Here is a 14013-nt window from a genome sequence, read left to right on the forward strand (position 1 = left end):
TCGTCGCCCGGAAGTCGCTAATCTTCGCGCATGTCGGATTCCACCGCCCCTCCCGCCCGTTTCCGGGCCACGATCGAGTACGATGGGACCTCCTTCCACGGATCCCAACTACAGCCCGGGGTGCGCACCGTCCAGCGCGAGGTGGAGGAGGCGCTCGGGAAACTCCTCGACCGCCCCGTGCGCATCGACCTCGCGGGCCGCACCGACGCGGGGGTTCACGCGACGGCGCAGGAGGTCGCGTTCGACGCGCCCCCCGCCTGGAGTCCGGAGGAACTGGCCCGGGCGCTCGGGGCGATTCTCCCCGACGATGTCGCGGTTCGGAGGGTGAGGAACGCGGCGCCCGATTTCCATCCGCGCTTCGAGGCGGAGGGACGACGATACCGCTACGTGATCGCGGACAGCGGCCGGAAGCGGCCGTTCCTGCGCGACCGCGTCTGGACCCCGCGCTGGCCGCTCGACCGCGACGCGCTCGTCCGCCTGGCGGCGGCGATTCCCGGGGAACGGTCGTTCGAGCGCTTCGCCCGCGCCGGGCAGCCCGAGCGTGGGACGCGCTGCCGGGTCGCCAGCGCCGCCTGGCGCTTCGACAGACCTCCCTTCCTCTTCTTCGAGATTGTCGCCGACCGCTTCCTCCACCACATGGTGCGTTACCTGGTCGGGACGTCCGTGGAGATCGCCGCGGAGCGCCGCCCGTTCGACGACCTCGAACGCCTGCTGGCGGGCGAAGCTGCATCGAGGCCGGTCTTCCCCGCCCCGCCGGGCGGCCTCTACCTGACGGGCGTGCGCTACGGCGGCGAATGGAATGCCGGCCCCGGGATCCCGTGGCTCCCGGCCGAGGGGCATCGAAGGTGAACCCTCGGGGGTTGTCTGGCGTACAGTTATCGTGTGGGTCGCCGCCGCGCGTGTGGCGGCTTGCCGACCGGGCCTGAACGTGTCACGAGCGACATGAGGTATCGGAGTCCATGAACGAGGGAAATCGGGTCAGGAGAATCCTGCTGGCGGCCGCGCGCGTGGTCGTGGCGGCCACGGTCCTGATCTTCGCCGGCCTCGGGGTGGGGGCGCTCGTCACCACGCTGGGGAACGCGCCGCGACAGCCGGAGGAGGAGAGCCGGCCCGCGGACAACCCGTTCGCCCGCACCTCGCTGGCCGGCCCCGCGAACCGGCCCGCGCCCCAGTCGCTGGCCGAGATCTCGGGGGCCCGGCGGACGCCCACGGTCATCGCCGCGGTCCGCGTGCTCCCCTCGGTCGTGAGCCTCCGGACGGAGCGGACCGTTCAGTCGCAGGACATGTTCACCCGCTTCTTCAACCGCGGCGGCCGTTCCAGGGTCGAGGCGGGCCTGGGTTCCGGGTTCGCGATCGACGACGCGGGCACGATCATCACGAACGCGCACGTGGTGAGCGGGGCGGACCGCATCGAGGTGGTGGACCGCGACGGGCAGCGGTTCGAGGCCGAAGTGGTCGGCTTCGACGAACTCACCGACCTCGCCGTCGTGCGGGTGCCTCCGGGCCGGGTGCCCGCGGCGCCGCTGGGTGCGTCCTCGAACCTCCTCATCGGGGAGCCCGCGGTGGCGCTGGGGAACCCGTCCGGCTACGCCCTCCGCAACACCGAGGCGACCGTGACCTCGGGCGTGGTCAGCGGCGTGGGGCGCGACATCCAGGCGCCTGGCGGCCAGGAGGTGCTCTACGCCGACATGATCCAGACCGACGCGTCGATCAACCCGGGCAACTCGGGCGGTCCGCTCGCGAACGCGGACGGCGACGTCATCGGCGTGAACAGCTCGATCTTCTCGCGCTCGGGGGGGTCGGAGGGGATGGGCTTCGCGATCCCCATCGACCGGGCGCTCGTCGTCGCCTCGGAACTCCTCCAGTTCGGGCGCGTGCGCCGGCCCTGGGCGGGACTGCAGGTGCTCACCGACCGGCCCGACCCCGAGTCCGTCTTCGGCCGCCCGCTCGTCGTCGAGGTCCTGGATGGGACGCCGGCGGACGATGCCGGACTGCAGGCGGGGGACGAGATCGTGACCCTCAACGGGCGCGTCATCAACCACGATCTCGACTGGCAGGTGGGGCTGGTGGATTCCGGGGTGGGATCGACGGTGGACGTGACCTTCCAGAGGGGGGGACGTGAACTCCAGGCGCGCTTCCGGCTGGACGAGGTGCCCACCGGGCGGGCCGAGCGCATCGAGGTGCTCGCGGGGCTCCGGCTGATCACGGTCACGCCGCAGATCCAGCAGGAACTCAACCTCCGGGTCGAGGCCGGCGCGCTCATCGCGTCGGTCGGCGAGGAGGCGCGCGGAACGAGGCTCCGCGAGGGCGACGTCATCCTCAGCATCAACCGCAACGAGGTGCGCTCCGCCGAGGACGCGGGCGAACTCTTCGATTACTACGCGCGGTCCCGCGACGGCACGGTGCAGCTCTACATCGCCCGCGGGACGGAGATCGGATACCTCCAGCCCTTCCGCGTGCGCTGATCCGGCGGCCCACGGCCGGGGCCGGAGCCGTCGGAAATCGGCCTCCGGGGCTTTTTTCCGCAACGACGATGGGCTAGACTGCGACCTTACGGCGACCGAGGTCGCCCCGGGAGGGCCGCTGGCTGGATTGGACTGCGCCTCTGATGGCGGAACGTCACTACCCACATCCTCTCATCGACCGCTACGCTTCGAGCGAGATGGCGGCGATCTTCTCCCCTCGCATGCAGGCGCTCGTCTGGCGCGACCTGTGGATTGCGCTTGCCGAGGAGGAACGGGCGCTCGGCGTCGAGATTCCCAACGACGCCATCGTCGCGATGCACGCGGCGCGGGAGCAGATCGACCTCGACCGCATCGCCGTCATCGAGCGCGACCTCCGTCACGACGTCATGGCGCATGTGCATCACTTCGGCGAGGTCGCCCCGGAGGCCCGCAAGTACATCCACCTCGGCGCGACGAGCGCCTTCGTGGGCGATAACCACGGCCTCATCCAGCACCGGCAGGGTCTCGACATCGTGCGCGACCGGCTGCTGGGGACGATCGAGGACCTCGCCGCCTTCGCCCGCGCGCAGGCGACCGAGCCGACCCTCGGCTACACGCACCTCCAGCCGGCCCAGCCGACGACGATCGGGAAGCGCGCCTGCCTGTGGCTCCAGGACCTCCTCTTCGACCTCGAGCAGATCGAGGCCGTGCGGGCGGAACTCCGCTTCCGGGGCGCCCGGGGCACGACGGGGACCGAGGCGACGTTCCTCGAACTGTTCGACGGGGACGGCGCGAAGGTGGATCGGCTCAACGAACGGCTCGCGGCACGCTTCGGCTTCGCCGGCACGTACGATGTCATCGGGCAGACGTATCCGCGGAAGGTCGACCACCGGGCGCTCGCGGCGCTCGCCGGCATCGGCGCCTCGACGGCGCGTTTCGGGCACGACATCCGGATCCTGCAGGCGTTCGGCGAGATCGAGGAGCCGTTCGGGAAGCACCAGATCGGCTCGTCGGCGATGCCCTACAAGCGCAACCCCATGCGGAGCGAGCGGATCTGCGCGCTGGCGCGGCATCTCTGCACGCTGGAACTCGACGCTTCGTGGACCGCCTCCGTGCAGTGGTTCGAGCGCACGCTCGACGACTCCGCGAACCGCCGCATCTCGCTCCCGGAGGGCTACCTGTCGGCGGACGCGCTCCTCATCCTCGCGCGCAACGTGAGCGCGGGACTCGTCGTCCACCCGGCCGTCGTGGCGCGCCGGCTGGGCCGTGCCCTGCCGTTCATGGTCACCGAGGAGATCCTCATCGCGGGCGTGCGGCGGGGCGGCGACCGGCAGGACCTGCACGAACGGGTGCGCGGGCACGCCCTCGCCGCGCGCGAACGGCTCGACGAGGGCGCGGAGGACAACGACTTCTTCGCGCGCATCGCCGCCGATGGCGCCTTCGGCCTCGGCATGGAGGAACTCCACGCGCTCGCCGACCCGCACCGGCTCGTCGGCCGCTCCGCCCGCCAGGTGGAGCGCTTCCTGACCATGAGGATCGACCCGCTGTTCGAGGCCGCGGACGCGCCGCGGCCCGCCGAGGAGGTCCGCGTATGACGCGGCGTTCCCGCGGGAACGCGGCCGGACCCGAACCCGTGACCCCTCTGCCGGTTTCATGCACAGGGCCACTCGAAAGGACACCATGACACAGACCACGCTCGGCGCCGGCGCGCCGGCCGCGCTGCACGACATCGACCTCCCGCTGCCGCTTCTCCGCAAGGGGAAGGTGCGCTCGATGTACGACCTCGACGACCGCATCCTGATGGTCGCCAGCGACCGCATCAGCGCCTTCGACTGCGTGATCCCGAACCCGATCCCCCACAAGGGGGCCGTGCTCACGCAACTCTCGGCGTTCTGGTTCGACCGCACGACGGACATCGTGGGCAACCACCGCGTCGCGAGCGACCCGGCGGCCATCGCCGAGGCGGTGCCGGAACTCGCCGGCTCGGCCGACACGTGGGGACACCGCGCCATGCTGGTCGAGAAGGCGCAACCCCTGCCCGTCGAGTGCATCGTGCGCGGCTTCATCTCCGGCTCCGCGTGGAAGGAGTACAGCCGCCACGGGACGCTGGCCGGCGAACCCCTCCCCGAGGGGCTGCAGGAGTCGGAGGAGTATCCGGAACCGATCTTCTCGCCCTCGACGAAGGCCGAGCAGGGTCTCCACGACGAGAACATCACGTTCGACCGGATGTGCGACATCGTCGGAACGGAACTCGCGGAGGAACTGCGCGACATCAGCCTCGCGCTTTACGCCGCGGGCCGCGACACGCTCCGCGAGCGGGGCATCATCCTCGCCGACACGAAATACGAGTTCGGGCGCGGGGCGGACGGGCGCACCATCCTCATCGACGAGGTGATGACCCCCGACTCCTCGCGCTTCTGGCCCGCCGCCTCGTACCGGATCGGAGGCGGCCAGCCCTCGCTCGACAAGCAGCCCGTGCGCGACCACCTGCAGGAGATCGTCGGGCGTGGGGAATGGGACAAGACGCCGCCGGCCCCGGCGCTCCCGGAGGAGGTCATCCGCACGACCTCGGAGCGCTACCTCGAGGCCTTCCGGCGCATCGCGGGCCACGAACTCTACGAGGCGCCCGCATGAGCCGGGTCTGGTCCGTGGACGTCCGGGTCACGCCGCGGGAGGGGATCCTCGATCCGGCGGGGGAGACGATCCGCCGGGCGCTCGGGAACCTCGGGTACGAGGGCATCCACTCGGTGCGCGCCGGGCGGCTGATCCGTCTCGAGGTCGAAGCCGACGGGGCGGAGGCCGCCAGAGCCTCCACGGAGAAGATGTGCGAGCAACTGATCGCGAACCCGATCATCGAAGACTACGTCGTGCGCGTGCGGGAGGGGTGAACGGATGACGGTGGGGATGAAGGCAGGGATGAAGGTCGGGATGAAGGTCGGCATCGTGCGGTTCCCGGGTTCGAACTGCGATGCGGACGTGTACCGGGCCGTGACGGAGGGGCTGGGCGAGAGCGCCACGTACCTGTGGCACAAGTCGACGGACCTCGAAGGGGTGGACGTCGTCGTGCTGCCGGGCGGGTTCTCGTACGGAGACTACCTGCGGGCGGGGGCGATCGCCCGCTTCAGCCCGATCATGGGCGAGGTGATCGACTTCGCGCGCGGCGGAGGGCTCACGCTCGGGATCTGCAACGGGTTCCAGGTGCTGTGCGAGGCGCACCTCCTGCCGGGCGCCCTCGTCCGGAACCGGAACCTCCGCTTCCGCTGCCATGACGTCGGGCTCCGCGTGGAGAACGCCGGGACACCGTTCACGTCGGCCTATGCCGAGGGCGACCTGCTCCACATCCCGATCGCGCACGGCGAGGGCCAGTTCGTCGCGGAGGCATCGACGCTCGATGAACTCGAGGCGGAGGAACGGGTCGTGTTCCGCTACGTCGACCGGCGCGGGCAGGCGACGGACGCCGCGAACCCCAACGGCTCGGCGCGCAACATCGCCGGGATCATGAACGCGGAGGGCAACATCCTGGGACTCATGCCGCACCCGGAGCGCCATTCCCTCTCCGTCCTCGGCAACACGGACGGGCTCGGCGTGTTCCAGTCGCTGCTCGCGGCCGTCGCCCGCGGGAGGGGACGCCGAAGCGACCCTGCGCCGCCGGAGGCCCCGGAATTCGCGGCGGGAGCCGTGGCCGGGGCGGGCGCGGGGGTGTCGTCATGACGCGCGCCTCGCTCGAACGCGTGGAGGCCCGGCCGGGCGATCCGGTGATGAGCGCCGCGCTCGTGGCGGAGCACGGGCTGAGCCCGGAGGAGTGGGAGCAGATCCTCGGTTTCATGGGGCGGGAACCCACCTTCACGGAACTCGGCGTGTTCAGCGCCATGTGGTCGGAGCACTGCGGCTACAAGAACTCGCGGCCCCTGCTGCGGACGCTGCCCACGGAGAGCGCCGCCGTCGTTCAGGGTCCGGGAGAGAACGCCGGGGTCATCGACGTGGGCGGCGGATGGGGCGTCGCGTTCAAGATCGAGTCCCACAACCATCCCTCGGCGGTCGAACCCTACCAGGGCGCGGCGACGGGGTCGGGCGGGATCCTGCGCGACGTGTTCACGATGGGGGCCCGGCCGATCGCCATCTTCGACAGCCTCCACTTCGGGTCGCTCGACTCGCCGCAGTCGCGCTACCTCTTCGATGGGGTCGTGCGCGGGGTCGGCGACTACGGCAACTGCGTCGGGGTCCCCACGGTGGGGGGCGAGGCGATCTTCGACCCGGCCTACGAGCGCAACCCGCTCATCAACGTGATGTGCATCGGCGTCCTCCCGCTCGAGCGCCTTATCCGGGGCGAGGCGGAGGGGGTCGGCAATCCGGTGATGGCGGTCGGCGCCCGCACGGGACGGGACGGGATCCACGGGGCGACCTTCGCGTCCGAGGAACTCGACGAGGAGGCCGTCGACAGCCGGCCGCAGGTGCAGGTGGGCGACCCGTTCACGGAGAAGCTGCTGCTCGAGGCGAGTCTCGAACTCATCGAGCGGGACCTCCTCGTCGGGATCCAGGACATGGGAGCGGCGGGGTTGACCTCGAGCGGGACGGAGATGGCGGCGCGCTCGGGCTCGGGGATCGACATCGACGTGGCGTACCTCCCCGTCCGGGAGGAGGGGATGACGCCCTACGAGATGCTCCTCTCGGAGTCTCAGGAACGGATGCTCCTCGTCGCCAAGCCCGAACACGAGGGGGCGGTGCGCGAGGTGCTGGAGCGCTGGGACCTGCAGGCGGCGACGATCGGACAGGTCACGGACGACGGGATGTTCCGCGTGCGCGAAGACGGCGTCGTGCGCGTCGAGATCCCGGTGAAGCCGCTGGTGGACGATTGTCCGACGTACGTTCGCGAGGGGGTGATGAGCCCGGCCGTCGCCGAAGCCCGCGCTGCGGACCTCGGCGCGTACGCCTCCTTCGAGTCGGACCGGGAGGTGGACGCGGCGCTGCGGACGCTGCTCGACGCCCCCTCGATCGCCTCGCGGCGCTGGATCTACGAGCAGTACGACACTACGGTGCAGACGAACACGCTCGAGGGGCCGGGCTCCGACGCGGCCGTGCTGCGGCTGCCCGCCGAGGGGCGCGCGCTCGCGGCCTCGACGGACGGGAACGGGCGGCACACGTGGCTCGACCCGCGCACGGGGGGCCGGGCGGCGGTCGCCGAGGCGGCGCGGAACGTGGCCTGCTCGGGGGCGCGGCCGCTCGCCGTGACGAACTGCCTGAACTTCGGCAGCCCGCTGCGGCCGGAGGTGTACTTCCAGCTCGCGGGGGCCGTCGAGGGGATGGGCGAGGCGTGCCGCGCGCTGCGCACCCCGGTCACGGGCGGCAACGTGTCGCTCTACAACGAGACGGGCGGCCAGCCGGTCTACCCTACGCCGGTCATCGGCATGCTCGGCGTGATCGAGGATCTCGAACGGCGCGTCCCGTCGGCCTTCCGGCGCGAGGGCGACGAGATCTGGGTCGCGGGCGCGACCCGCGACGAGATCGGCGGGTCCGAGTATCTCGCGGCCTGCCACGGCCTCGTGGCCGGCCTGCCGCCGGCGCTGGAGCTGGAGGAGGCGGCGGCGCTGGTCGACTTCCTCGTCGAGGGAGCGGCGGACGGGGCGTTCGCGTCGGCGCACGATGGCTCGGACGGGGGACTTGCCGTCGCGCTTGCGGAGTGCGCGGTGGGGGCGGCGGGCGGGCCGCTCGGCTGCACGGTCGATCTCGACGCGGCGCCCGCCGGGGCGGACGTGTCGGCCGCGGCGCGCTGGTTCGGCGAGTCGCACTCGCGCGTCGTGCTGACGTGCCGGCCCGGCGCGGGCGAGCGGATCGCCGCGCACGGGCGGCGTCACGGCGTGCCCGTGGCGCGTGTGGGCGTCGTGAACGGCCCCGACAGCCCGTGCCGGCTGACCGGCGCCGGCCACGCGATCGCCCCGCCGGCCGCGGAACTGGCGCGGATCTACGAGGAGGCGATCCCGCGCCGCATGAGCGAGGAGGCGGGAATCACGTCATGAAGAAGCTCCCGACGAATGCCGCCCCGGGCGCGGGGCGCGGGGCGCTCGAGTTGGACAAGCCCAGGGAGGAGTGCGGCATCGTGGCGGTCAGCGGCTCGGGCGCCGCAGCCGAACTCGCGTTCCTCGCGATGTACGCGCTCCAGCACCGCGGGCAGGAGTCCGCCGGGCTCGTCACGGTCGACGAGTCTGGCATGTCGAGGGTCCACAAGGGCATGGGCCTCGTGGCGGACGTCTTTGACGACGAGGTGCTCGGCGCCCTCGAGGGGTCGCTCTCCGTCGGCCACGTCCGCTACTCGACGGCGGGGGGATCCAGCCTTCGCAACGCGCAGCCGCTCCTCGTGCAGTACGAGGACAAGCCGCTCGCCCTCGCGCACAACGGCAACCTCACGAACGCGAACCAGCTCAAGCGCTCGCTCGCCCGCGACGGCTCGATCTTCCAGACGGATGCGGACTCGGAGGTCATCGTCCATCTCATCGCCCGCTCCCGGCACCGCGACCTGGACGGCAAGATCGACGACGCGCTCTCGCAGCTCGTCGGCGCCTTCTCCCTCCTCCTCTGCATCGGCGACACGGTGTACGCGACGCGCGATGCGCGAGGATTCCGGCCCATGGTGATGGGCAGGCTGGGCGAAGCCGTCGTCTTCGCCTCCGAAACGTGCGCCCTCGACATCATCGGGGCCGCCTACGTGCGCGACGTGGCGCCGGGCGAGGTGCTGAAGGTCCGCGACGGCCACGTGGAATCGCTCCGGCCGCTGCCCCCGGCCGAGCCCAGCGCCTGCCTGTTCGAACTCGTGTATTTCGCGCGGCCCGACTCGCGCGTGTGGGGGTGCAGCGTGGACGAGGCGCGGCGGGCGTTCGGCCGCCAGCTCGCCCACGAGCATCCGGCGGAGGCCGACTGCGTGTTCGCGGTGCCGGACTCGTCGAACTCGGCGGCGCTCGGGTACTCGGAGGTCAGCAGCCTCCCGTTCGAACTCGCGCTCATCCGCAACCACTACGTGGGCCGGACCTTCATCCATCCGACCCAGCGGGGGCGCGATTTCAAGGTGCGGGTGAAGTACAACCCGGTGCGCGAACTCGTCGACGGCAAGCGCATCGTCGTCGTGGACGATTCGCTCGTCCGCGGCACGACGAGCAGCGGCCTCGTCCGGCTCCTCCGGGACTCCGGGGCGCGGGAGGTGCACTTCCGGGTCGCTTCGCCGCCGGTGCGTTCCCCCTGCTACTACGGCATCGACATGCCCACGAAGGAGGAACTCATCGGCTCCAGCCACACGGTGGAGGAGATCCGGCAACACCTGCAGGTGGAATCGCTCGGCTATCTCAGCATGGAAGGCATGCGCGAGGCGGTCGCGGATCACGGTCCCTTCTGCGACGCCTGCTGGACCGGGAACTACGCCGCGCCGCTCGTGGACCTGGACCGGTCGCGGGCATTGCAGACGGTGTGATGCCGCGCCGCTCCGCCGCCCGTTTCAGGTCGGCCCTCCCCGTCCTTCTCTGCGTCGGCATCGCGGCCCTCCCGGCGTGCGCCCCCGAGGACCCGGCGGCCTGCGCGATGATCTTCTCCACGAACGATTCGCACGGACGGCTGCTGCCGGCGGAACAGAACTGGTCGGCCGGCCGGCCGGTCGGCGGATCCGCCGCGCTCGCCGCCTACGTCGCGCGCGAGCGCTCGACGACGCCGGAGTGTCCCCTCTTCGTCGTCTCCGGCGGCGACATCATGCAGGGCACGCCGATCTCGAACTTCACGGATGGGCGCTCGATGATCGAGGCGATGAACGGGATCGGCTACGACGCCGCCGCAATCGGGAACCACGAGTTCGACTGGGGGGTCGACGTCCTCATCGAGCGCATCGCCGATGCGGACTTCGCCATGCTCGGCGCGAACATCTACCTCAAGGGCACCGACCGGCACCCCGATTGGGTGCGGCCCTGGACGATCGTCGAGCGGGACGGGGTCCGGGTCGGCTTCATCGGCGCGACGACGCGGTCGACGCCGGTCGTCGCCCGGCCTTCGCTCGTCGCGGACTTCGACTTCCGGTCGATCTCCGACGCGCTCGACCGCTACATCCCGGAGGTGCGGGCAGCCGGCGTGGACTTCGTGGTCGCGGTCATGCACGAAGGCGCCTTCTGCGAGGTCGGTCTGCCGGATGCGGCGGACGCGTGCCGGGGTCCGGCCCTGGAGGCGCTGGCCGCGACGACGGAGAGCTTCGACTACGCGGTCACGGGGCATACGCACTCGCGCCTGGAGACCGAGATTCGGGATGTCCCCGTCATCCAGTCGTACTCGAACACGATGGCGTACGGACTCGGCCGCATCGACCGGAGCGCGGCCGGGGCCGTGAGCGCCGAGCGCCTCGGCGTGCGACAGGCGTGGGCGGACGAGGTCGCGCCGGACCCGGACGTGGAGCGGCTCGTCGCCTCCTACAGCGCCGAGATCGCGGGCATCGTCGACCGCGTGATCGTGGACCTCCCGGAGGCGCTTTCCGCCCCGCGGGACGGGGACTTCCCGCTCGGCCGCATCGTGGCCGACGCGCAGCGGCACGCGAGCGGGGCCGATGTCGCCCTCATGAACAACGGCGGCATCCGGCGGTCGCTGCCGGCGGGGCCGATCACCTTCGCCGACCTGTTCGAACTGCAGCCCTTCAACAACATGCTTGTCCGCCACACGATGACCGGCGCGCAACTGTTGCGGACGCTCGAGCACTCGGCCCGGGGCGGCGACGTGGATCTGCACGCGAGCGGCATCGTCGTCCGCTACAATCCGGGGGCGCCGCGGGGCGAGCGGATTCTCAACGTGACGTTCGACGATGGCTCGACGCTCCGGCCGGAGGGCCGCTACGTCGTCGCCGCCAACGACTTCATCGCGGGCGGCGGCGGCGGCTACACTACCTTCGCCGAAGCCGAGGTCATCGACCTCATGGAAATCGCGGACCTGGAGGCGCTCGTCGCCTACCTCGAGGCACAGCCGCAACCCCTCCCCATCCCCCGCGCCCCCCGCTGGATCGAATCTCCCACGCCCTAGCCCACGCCCCGGGCCAGTAGCGATTCGCCGATCCCGTCCGCCGGGGCGGCGCCGGACGAAACCAACCCTCGACTCCCCCGTAGGCTCTCAGGTGAAGGGGCCGGTGATGGCAAGCGGGCGCGCGCACGCGGATTCAACCTGACGGGGAGCGACGGTTCGTATGAAGCGAGGCACGAAGGTACTGGTCTCCACGGTCCTGATCGGCGGGTTGGGAGCGACGGCGTTCGCGGTGTCGAGCGCCGGGGACAGCGACGATGGCGAGACCGGCACGGTCGCCGTGGAGCGGGGCGAGATCGTGGACCGGGCGCTCGCCGTGGGACGCATCGAGCCGCTGGTCGAAGTGAGCGTGAAATCGCAGCTCGCGGGGGTCGTGCGGCAGATGTTCAAGGAGCCGGGCGAGTACGTCCAGCGAGGCCAGCCCCTCCTCGAAGTCCAGCCCAACCCCACTCCGATCGAGCTCGTCGAGGCGCGGCGCAACGTGGAGCTGCGGGACATCGAACTCCAGCAGCTCGAGCGCCAGCGCGACCGGCTCGACGCGCTGCGCGACCGCGGATTCGTGTCCGAGGAGGAATACGAGACCGTGGCCCGCCAGCACGACGAAGCTTCGCTCCAGGTCCAGATCGCGACCGAACGGCTCGCCCTCCTCTCCGAGGGCCGCGTGACGATCGGCGACGAAGCCGTCGAGACGGTCATCACCTCCCCGATCCAGGGCTTCATCCTCGAGAAGATGGTGGAGATCGGCGATCCCGTCGTCCCGCTGACGACGTTCCAGGAAGGGACCGCCCTCATGACGATGGCGGAGATGGACGAACTGCTCTTCCGCGGCACGGTGGATGAGATCGACGTGGGACGGCTGACCGAGGGCATGCCGGTGGAGATCACGATCGGCGCGCTCCCGGACGCGCGCATCGAGGGCCGGCTGACGAAGATCTCGCTCAAGGGCCGCGACGAGGAGAACGCCACCCTCTTCCCGGTCGAGATCGCGGTGCTTCCGCTGGACGGCGCGGCGCTGCGGGCGGGCTATTCCGCCAACGCGCACGTGATCATCGAGCGCCGTGCGGACGTGCTCGTCATCCCCGAGCGCCTGGTCCGGTTCGAGGACGAGCGCACGCTGGTCACGGTCCGGCTGGGGCCCGAGGAGACGGAGGAACGGGAGATCCGCACCGGACTGAGCGACGGAATCAGCGTCGAGGTGCTGGACGGGCTGGCGGAGGGCGAGCGCGTGCTCGAGCCCCCGCGGCGCGAGATCACCTAGTGCGCGACACCAGCCGCCGGTGACGGTGCGCGAGGCCGGGGTCCGGTGAGGCTGCTCGACGCCGCACGGCAGCTCTGGGCCGACCTCTCGGCGCAGCGCGTCCGGACCACGCTCACCGTGCTCGGCATCACCTGGGGCACCGTGGCGGTCGTCGTGCTGCTCGCCTTCTCCGTCGGGCTCGAGCGGCAGACGATCAAGCGGTTCCACGGGCTCGGCGACCGGATCGTCATCCTCTTCGGCGGACGCACGACGATGCCGCACGCGGGGTTCAGGGAGGGGCGCTCGATCCGGCTGCGGGAGGCGGACGCGGAGATCCTCGCCCGGCGCATCCCCGACATCACGATGATCAGCCCGGAGTACTCGACGCGGGCGGCGCCGGTCCGTTACGGCCGCAACGGGGTGAACCCGAACATCACCGGGATCTACCCCATCTACGGCGAGATGCGGAACATCATTCCCCTCCCCGGCGGCCGCTTCATCAACGAGCGGGACCAGCGGGAGCGGCGACGCGTCGTGTTTCTCGGAGACGAGGTCGCCCGCGTCCTGTTCGGGGACGCCGACCCCGTCGGCGACCAGGTCCGGATCGGCGACTCGCCCTTCACCGTCATCGGCGTGCTCCAGCCCAAGGTCCAGAACTCATCCTACAACTCGCGGGACGAGGACCGCGTGTTCATCCCGGCCGGCACGCACGCCGCGCTGTTCGGCTCGCGCTTCGTCTCCAACCTCGTGTACCGGACCGCGGACGCGTCGCGGACGGAGGACGTGGAGGCGCGGGTGTACGAGGTTCTCGGCGCGAAGTACCGCTTCAACCCCGCCGACGACGACGCGCTGGCCGTCTGGGACACGGCCGAGTGGGAGCGGATGTTCGGGTTCCTCTTCCTCGGGTTCAAGATCTTCTTCGCGATCGTCGGCAGCTTCACGCTCAGCGTGGGCGGGATCGGGGTCGCGAACATCATGTACATCGTGGTGCGCGAGCGGACGAACGAGATCGGGATCAAGCGCTCGCTCGGCGCCACCCGGCGATCCATCCTGTGGCAGTTCCTCACCGAGAGCATGCTCATCGTGGTTGCCGGCGCGGCGCTCGGCGTCGTCGTCTCGCTCGGCGTCGTGAAGCTCATGTCGCTCGTCCCGATGCAGGAGTTCGTCGGGACACCGACCATCTCGCTGCAGGTGGCGGCGGTGACTCTGGCGCTCCTCGCCTTCATCGCGATGCTGGCCGGGTTCTTCCCCGCCCGCCGCGCCGCGGCGCTCGACCCCGTCGAGTGTCTGCGCGACTGACCC

General features: G+C 71.1%; 11 protein-coding genes. All 11 read left to right on the forward strand.

Going from position 1 to position 14013, the window contains the following annotated elements; all coding sequences use genetic code 11:
* The first annotated feature begins 30 nt into the window (after nt 1-30).
* The 11 genes from truA to RN743_RS10390 all read left to right on the forward strand — a co-directional run bounded on the left by truA (nt 31) and on the right by RN743_RS10390 (nt 14010).
* The gene (gene truA / locus RN743_RS10340; protein WP_310779655.1) at nt 31-849 is read left to right on the forward strand and encodes a tRNA pseudouridine(38-40) synthase TruA; all 819 of its coding nucleotides are present in this window, start codon (nt 31-33) and stop codon (nt 847-849) included.
* A gap of 110 nt (nt 850-959) precedes the next feature.
* The gene (locus tag RN743_RS10345; RefSeq protein WP_310779656.1) at nt 960-2465 is read left to right on the forward strand and encodes a trypsin-like peptidase domain-containing protein; all 1506 of its coding nucleotides are present in this window, start codon (nt 960-962) and stop codon (nt 2463-2465) included.
* Nucleotides 2466-2608: 143 nt separating this feature from the next.
* Entirely contained in the window at nt 2609-4039 is a 1431-nt protein-coding gene (gene purB / locus RN743_RS10350) for an adenylosuccinate lyase (RefSeq protein WP_310779657.1), read from the forward strand.
* Nucleotides 4040-4124: 85 nt separating this feature from the next.
* Nucleotides 4125-5078, forward strand: a complete 954-nt coding sequence (locus tag RN743_RS10355) for a phosphoribosylaminoimidazolesuccinocarboxamide synthase (protein ID WP_310779658.1) — start codon at nt 4125-4127, stop codon at nt 5076-5078.
* Entirely contained in the window at nt 5075-5332 is a 258-nt protein-coding gene (gene purS / locus RN743_RS10360; protein WP_310779659.1) for a phosphoribosylformylglycinamidine synthase subunit PurS, read from the forward strand. The genes RN743_RS10355 and purS overlap by 4 nt, the downstream gene beginning before the upstream one ends.
* Nucleotides 5333-5372: 40 nt before the next feature.
* Nucleotides 5373-6155, forward strand: coding sequence for a phosphoribosylformylglycinamidine synthase subunit PurQ (gene purQ, locus RN743_RS10365; protein WP_343219021.1), 783 nt, complete (start codon nt 5373-5375; stop codon nt 6153-6155).
* Nucleotides 6152-8458 carry a phosphoribosylformylglycinamidine synthase subunit PurL gene (gene purL, locus RN743_RS10370; protein WP_310779661.1) on the forward strand — a complete coding sequence of 769 codons (2307 nt, stop codon included), beginning with the start codon at nt 6152-6154 and terminating at the stop codon, nt 8456-8458. The genes purQ and purL overlap by 4 nt, the downstream gene beginning before the upstream one ends.
* The gene (gene purF / locus RN743_RS10375) at nt 8455-9900 is read left to right on the forward strand and encodes an amidophosphoribosyltransferase (protein WP_310779662.1); all 1446 of its coding nucleotides are present in this window, start codon (nt 8455-8457) and stop codon (nt 9898-9900) included. Before purL ends, purF begins: the two co-directional genes overlap by 4 nt.
* Nucleotides 9900-11477: a bifunctional UDP-sugar hydrolase/5'-nucleotidase gene (locus RN743_RS10380; protein ID WP_310779663.1), complete on the forward strand. Its 1578-nt coding sequence runs from the start codon at nt 9900-9902 to the stop codon at nt 11475-11477. The genes purF and RN743_RS10380 overlap by 1 nt, the downstream gene beginning before the upstream one ends.
* 160 nt (nt 11478-11637) lie before the next feature.
* Entirely contained in the window at nt 11638-12732 is a 1095-nt protein-coding gene (locus tag RN743_RS10385) for an efflux RND transporter periplasmic adaptor subunit (protein ID WP_310779664.1), read from the forward strand.
* 45 nt (nt 12733-12777) lie between these two features.
* Nucleotides 12778-14010: an ABC transporter permease gene (locus tag RN743_RS10390; RefSeq protein WP_310779665.1), complete on the forward strand. Its 1233-nt coding sequence runs from the start codon at nt 12778-12780 to the stop codon at nt 14008-14010.
* Nucleotides 14011-14013 lie beyond the last annotated feature (3 nt).

It is taken from the genome of Candidatus Palauibacter scopulicola, assembly GCF_947581915.1.
In the GTDB taxonomy this organism is placed as follows: Bacteria; Gemmatimonadota; Gemmatimonadetes; order Palauibacterales; family Palauibacteraceae; genus Palauibacter; species Palauibacter scopulicola.

Excerpts from the sequence above, each read along its gene's own strand:
- purF (WP_310779662.1), top strand. The coding sequence starts at position 8,455 with ATGAAGAAGCTCCCGACGAATGCCGCCCCGGGCGCGGGGCGCGGGGCG.
- purQ (WP_343219021.1), top strand. The coding sequence starts at position 5,373 with ATGAAGGTCGGCATCGTGCGGTTCCCGGGTTCGAACTGCGATGCGGAC.
- truA (WP_310779655.1), top strand. The coding sequence starts at position 31 with ATGTCGGATTCCACCGCCCCTCCCGCCCGTTTCCGGGCCACGATCGAG.
- RN743_RS10385 (WP_310779664.1), top strand. The coding sequence starts at position 11,638 with ATGAAGCGAGGCACGAAGGTACTGGTCTCCACGGTCCTGATCGGCGGG.
- RN743_RS10355 (WP_310779658.1), top strand. The coding sequence starts at position 4,125 with ATGACACAGACCACGCTCGGCGCCGGCGCGCCGGCCGCGCTGCACGAC.
- purS (WP_310779659.1), top strand. The coding sequence starts at position 5,075 with ATGAGCCGGGTCTGGTCCGTGGACGTCCGGGTCACGCCGCGGGAGGGG.
- RN743_RS10380 (WP_310779663.1), top strand. The coding sequence starts at position 9,900 with ATGCCGCGCCGCTCCGCCGCCCGTTTCAGGTCGGCCCTCCCCGTCCTT.
- RN743_RS10345 (WP_310779656.1), top strand. The coding sequence starts at position 960 with ATGAACGAGGGAAATCGGGTCAGGAGAATCCTGCTGGCGGCCGCGCGC.
- purL (WP_310779661.1), top strand. The coding sequence starts at position 6,152 with ATGACGCGCGCCTCGCTCGAACGCGTGGAGGCCCGGCCGGGCGATCCG.
- purB (WP_310779657.1), top strand. The coding sequence starts at position 2,609 with ATGGCGGAACGTCACTACCCACATCCTCTCATCGACCGCTACGCTTCG.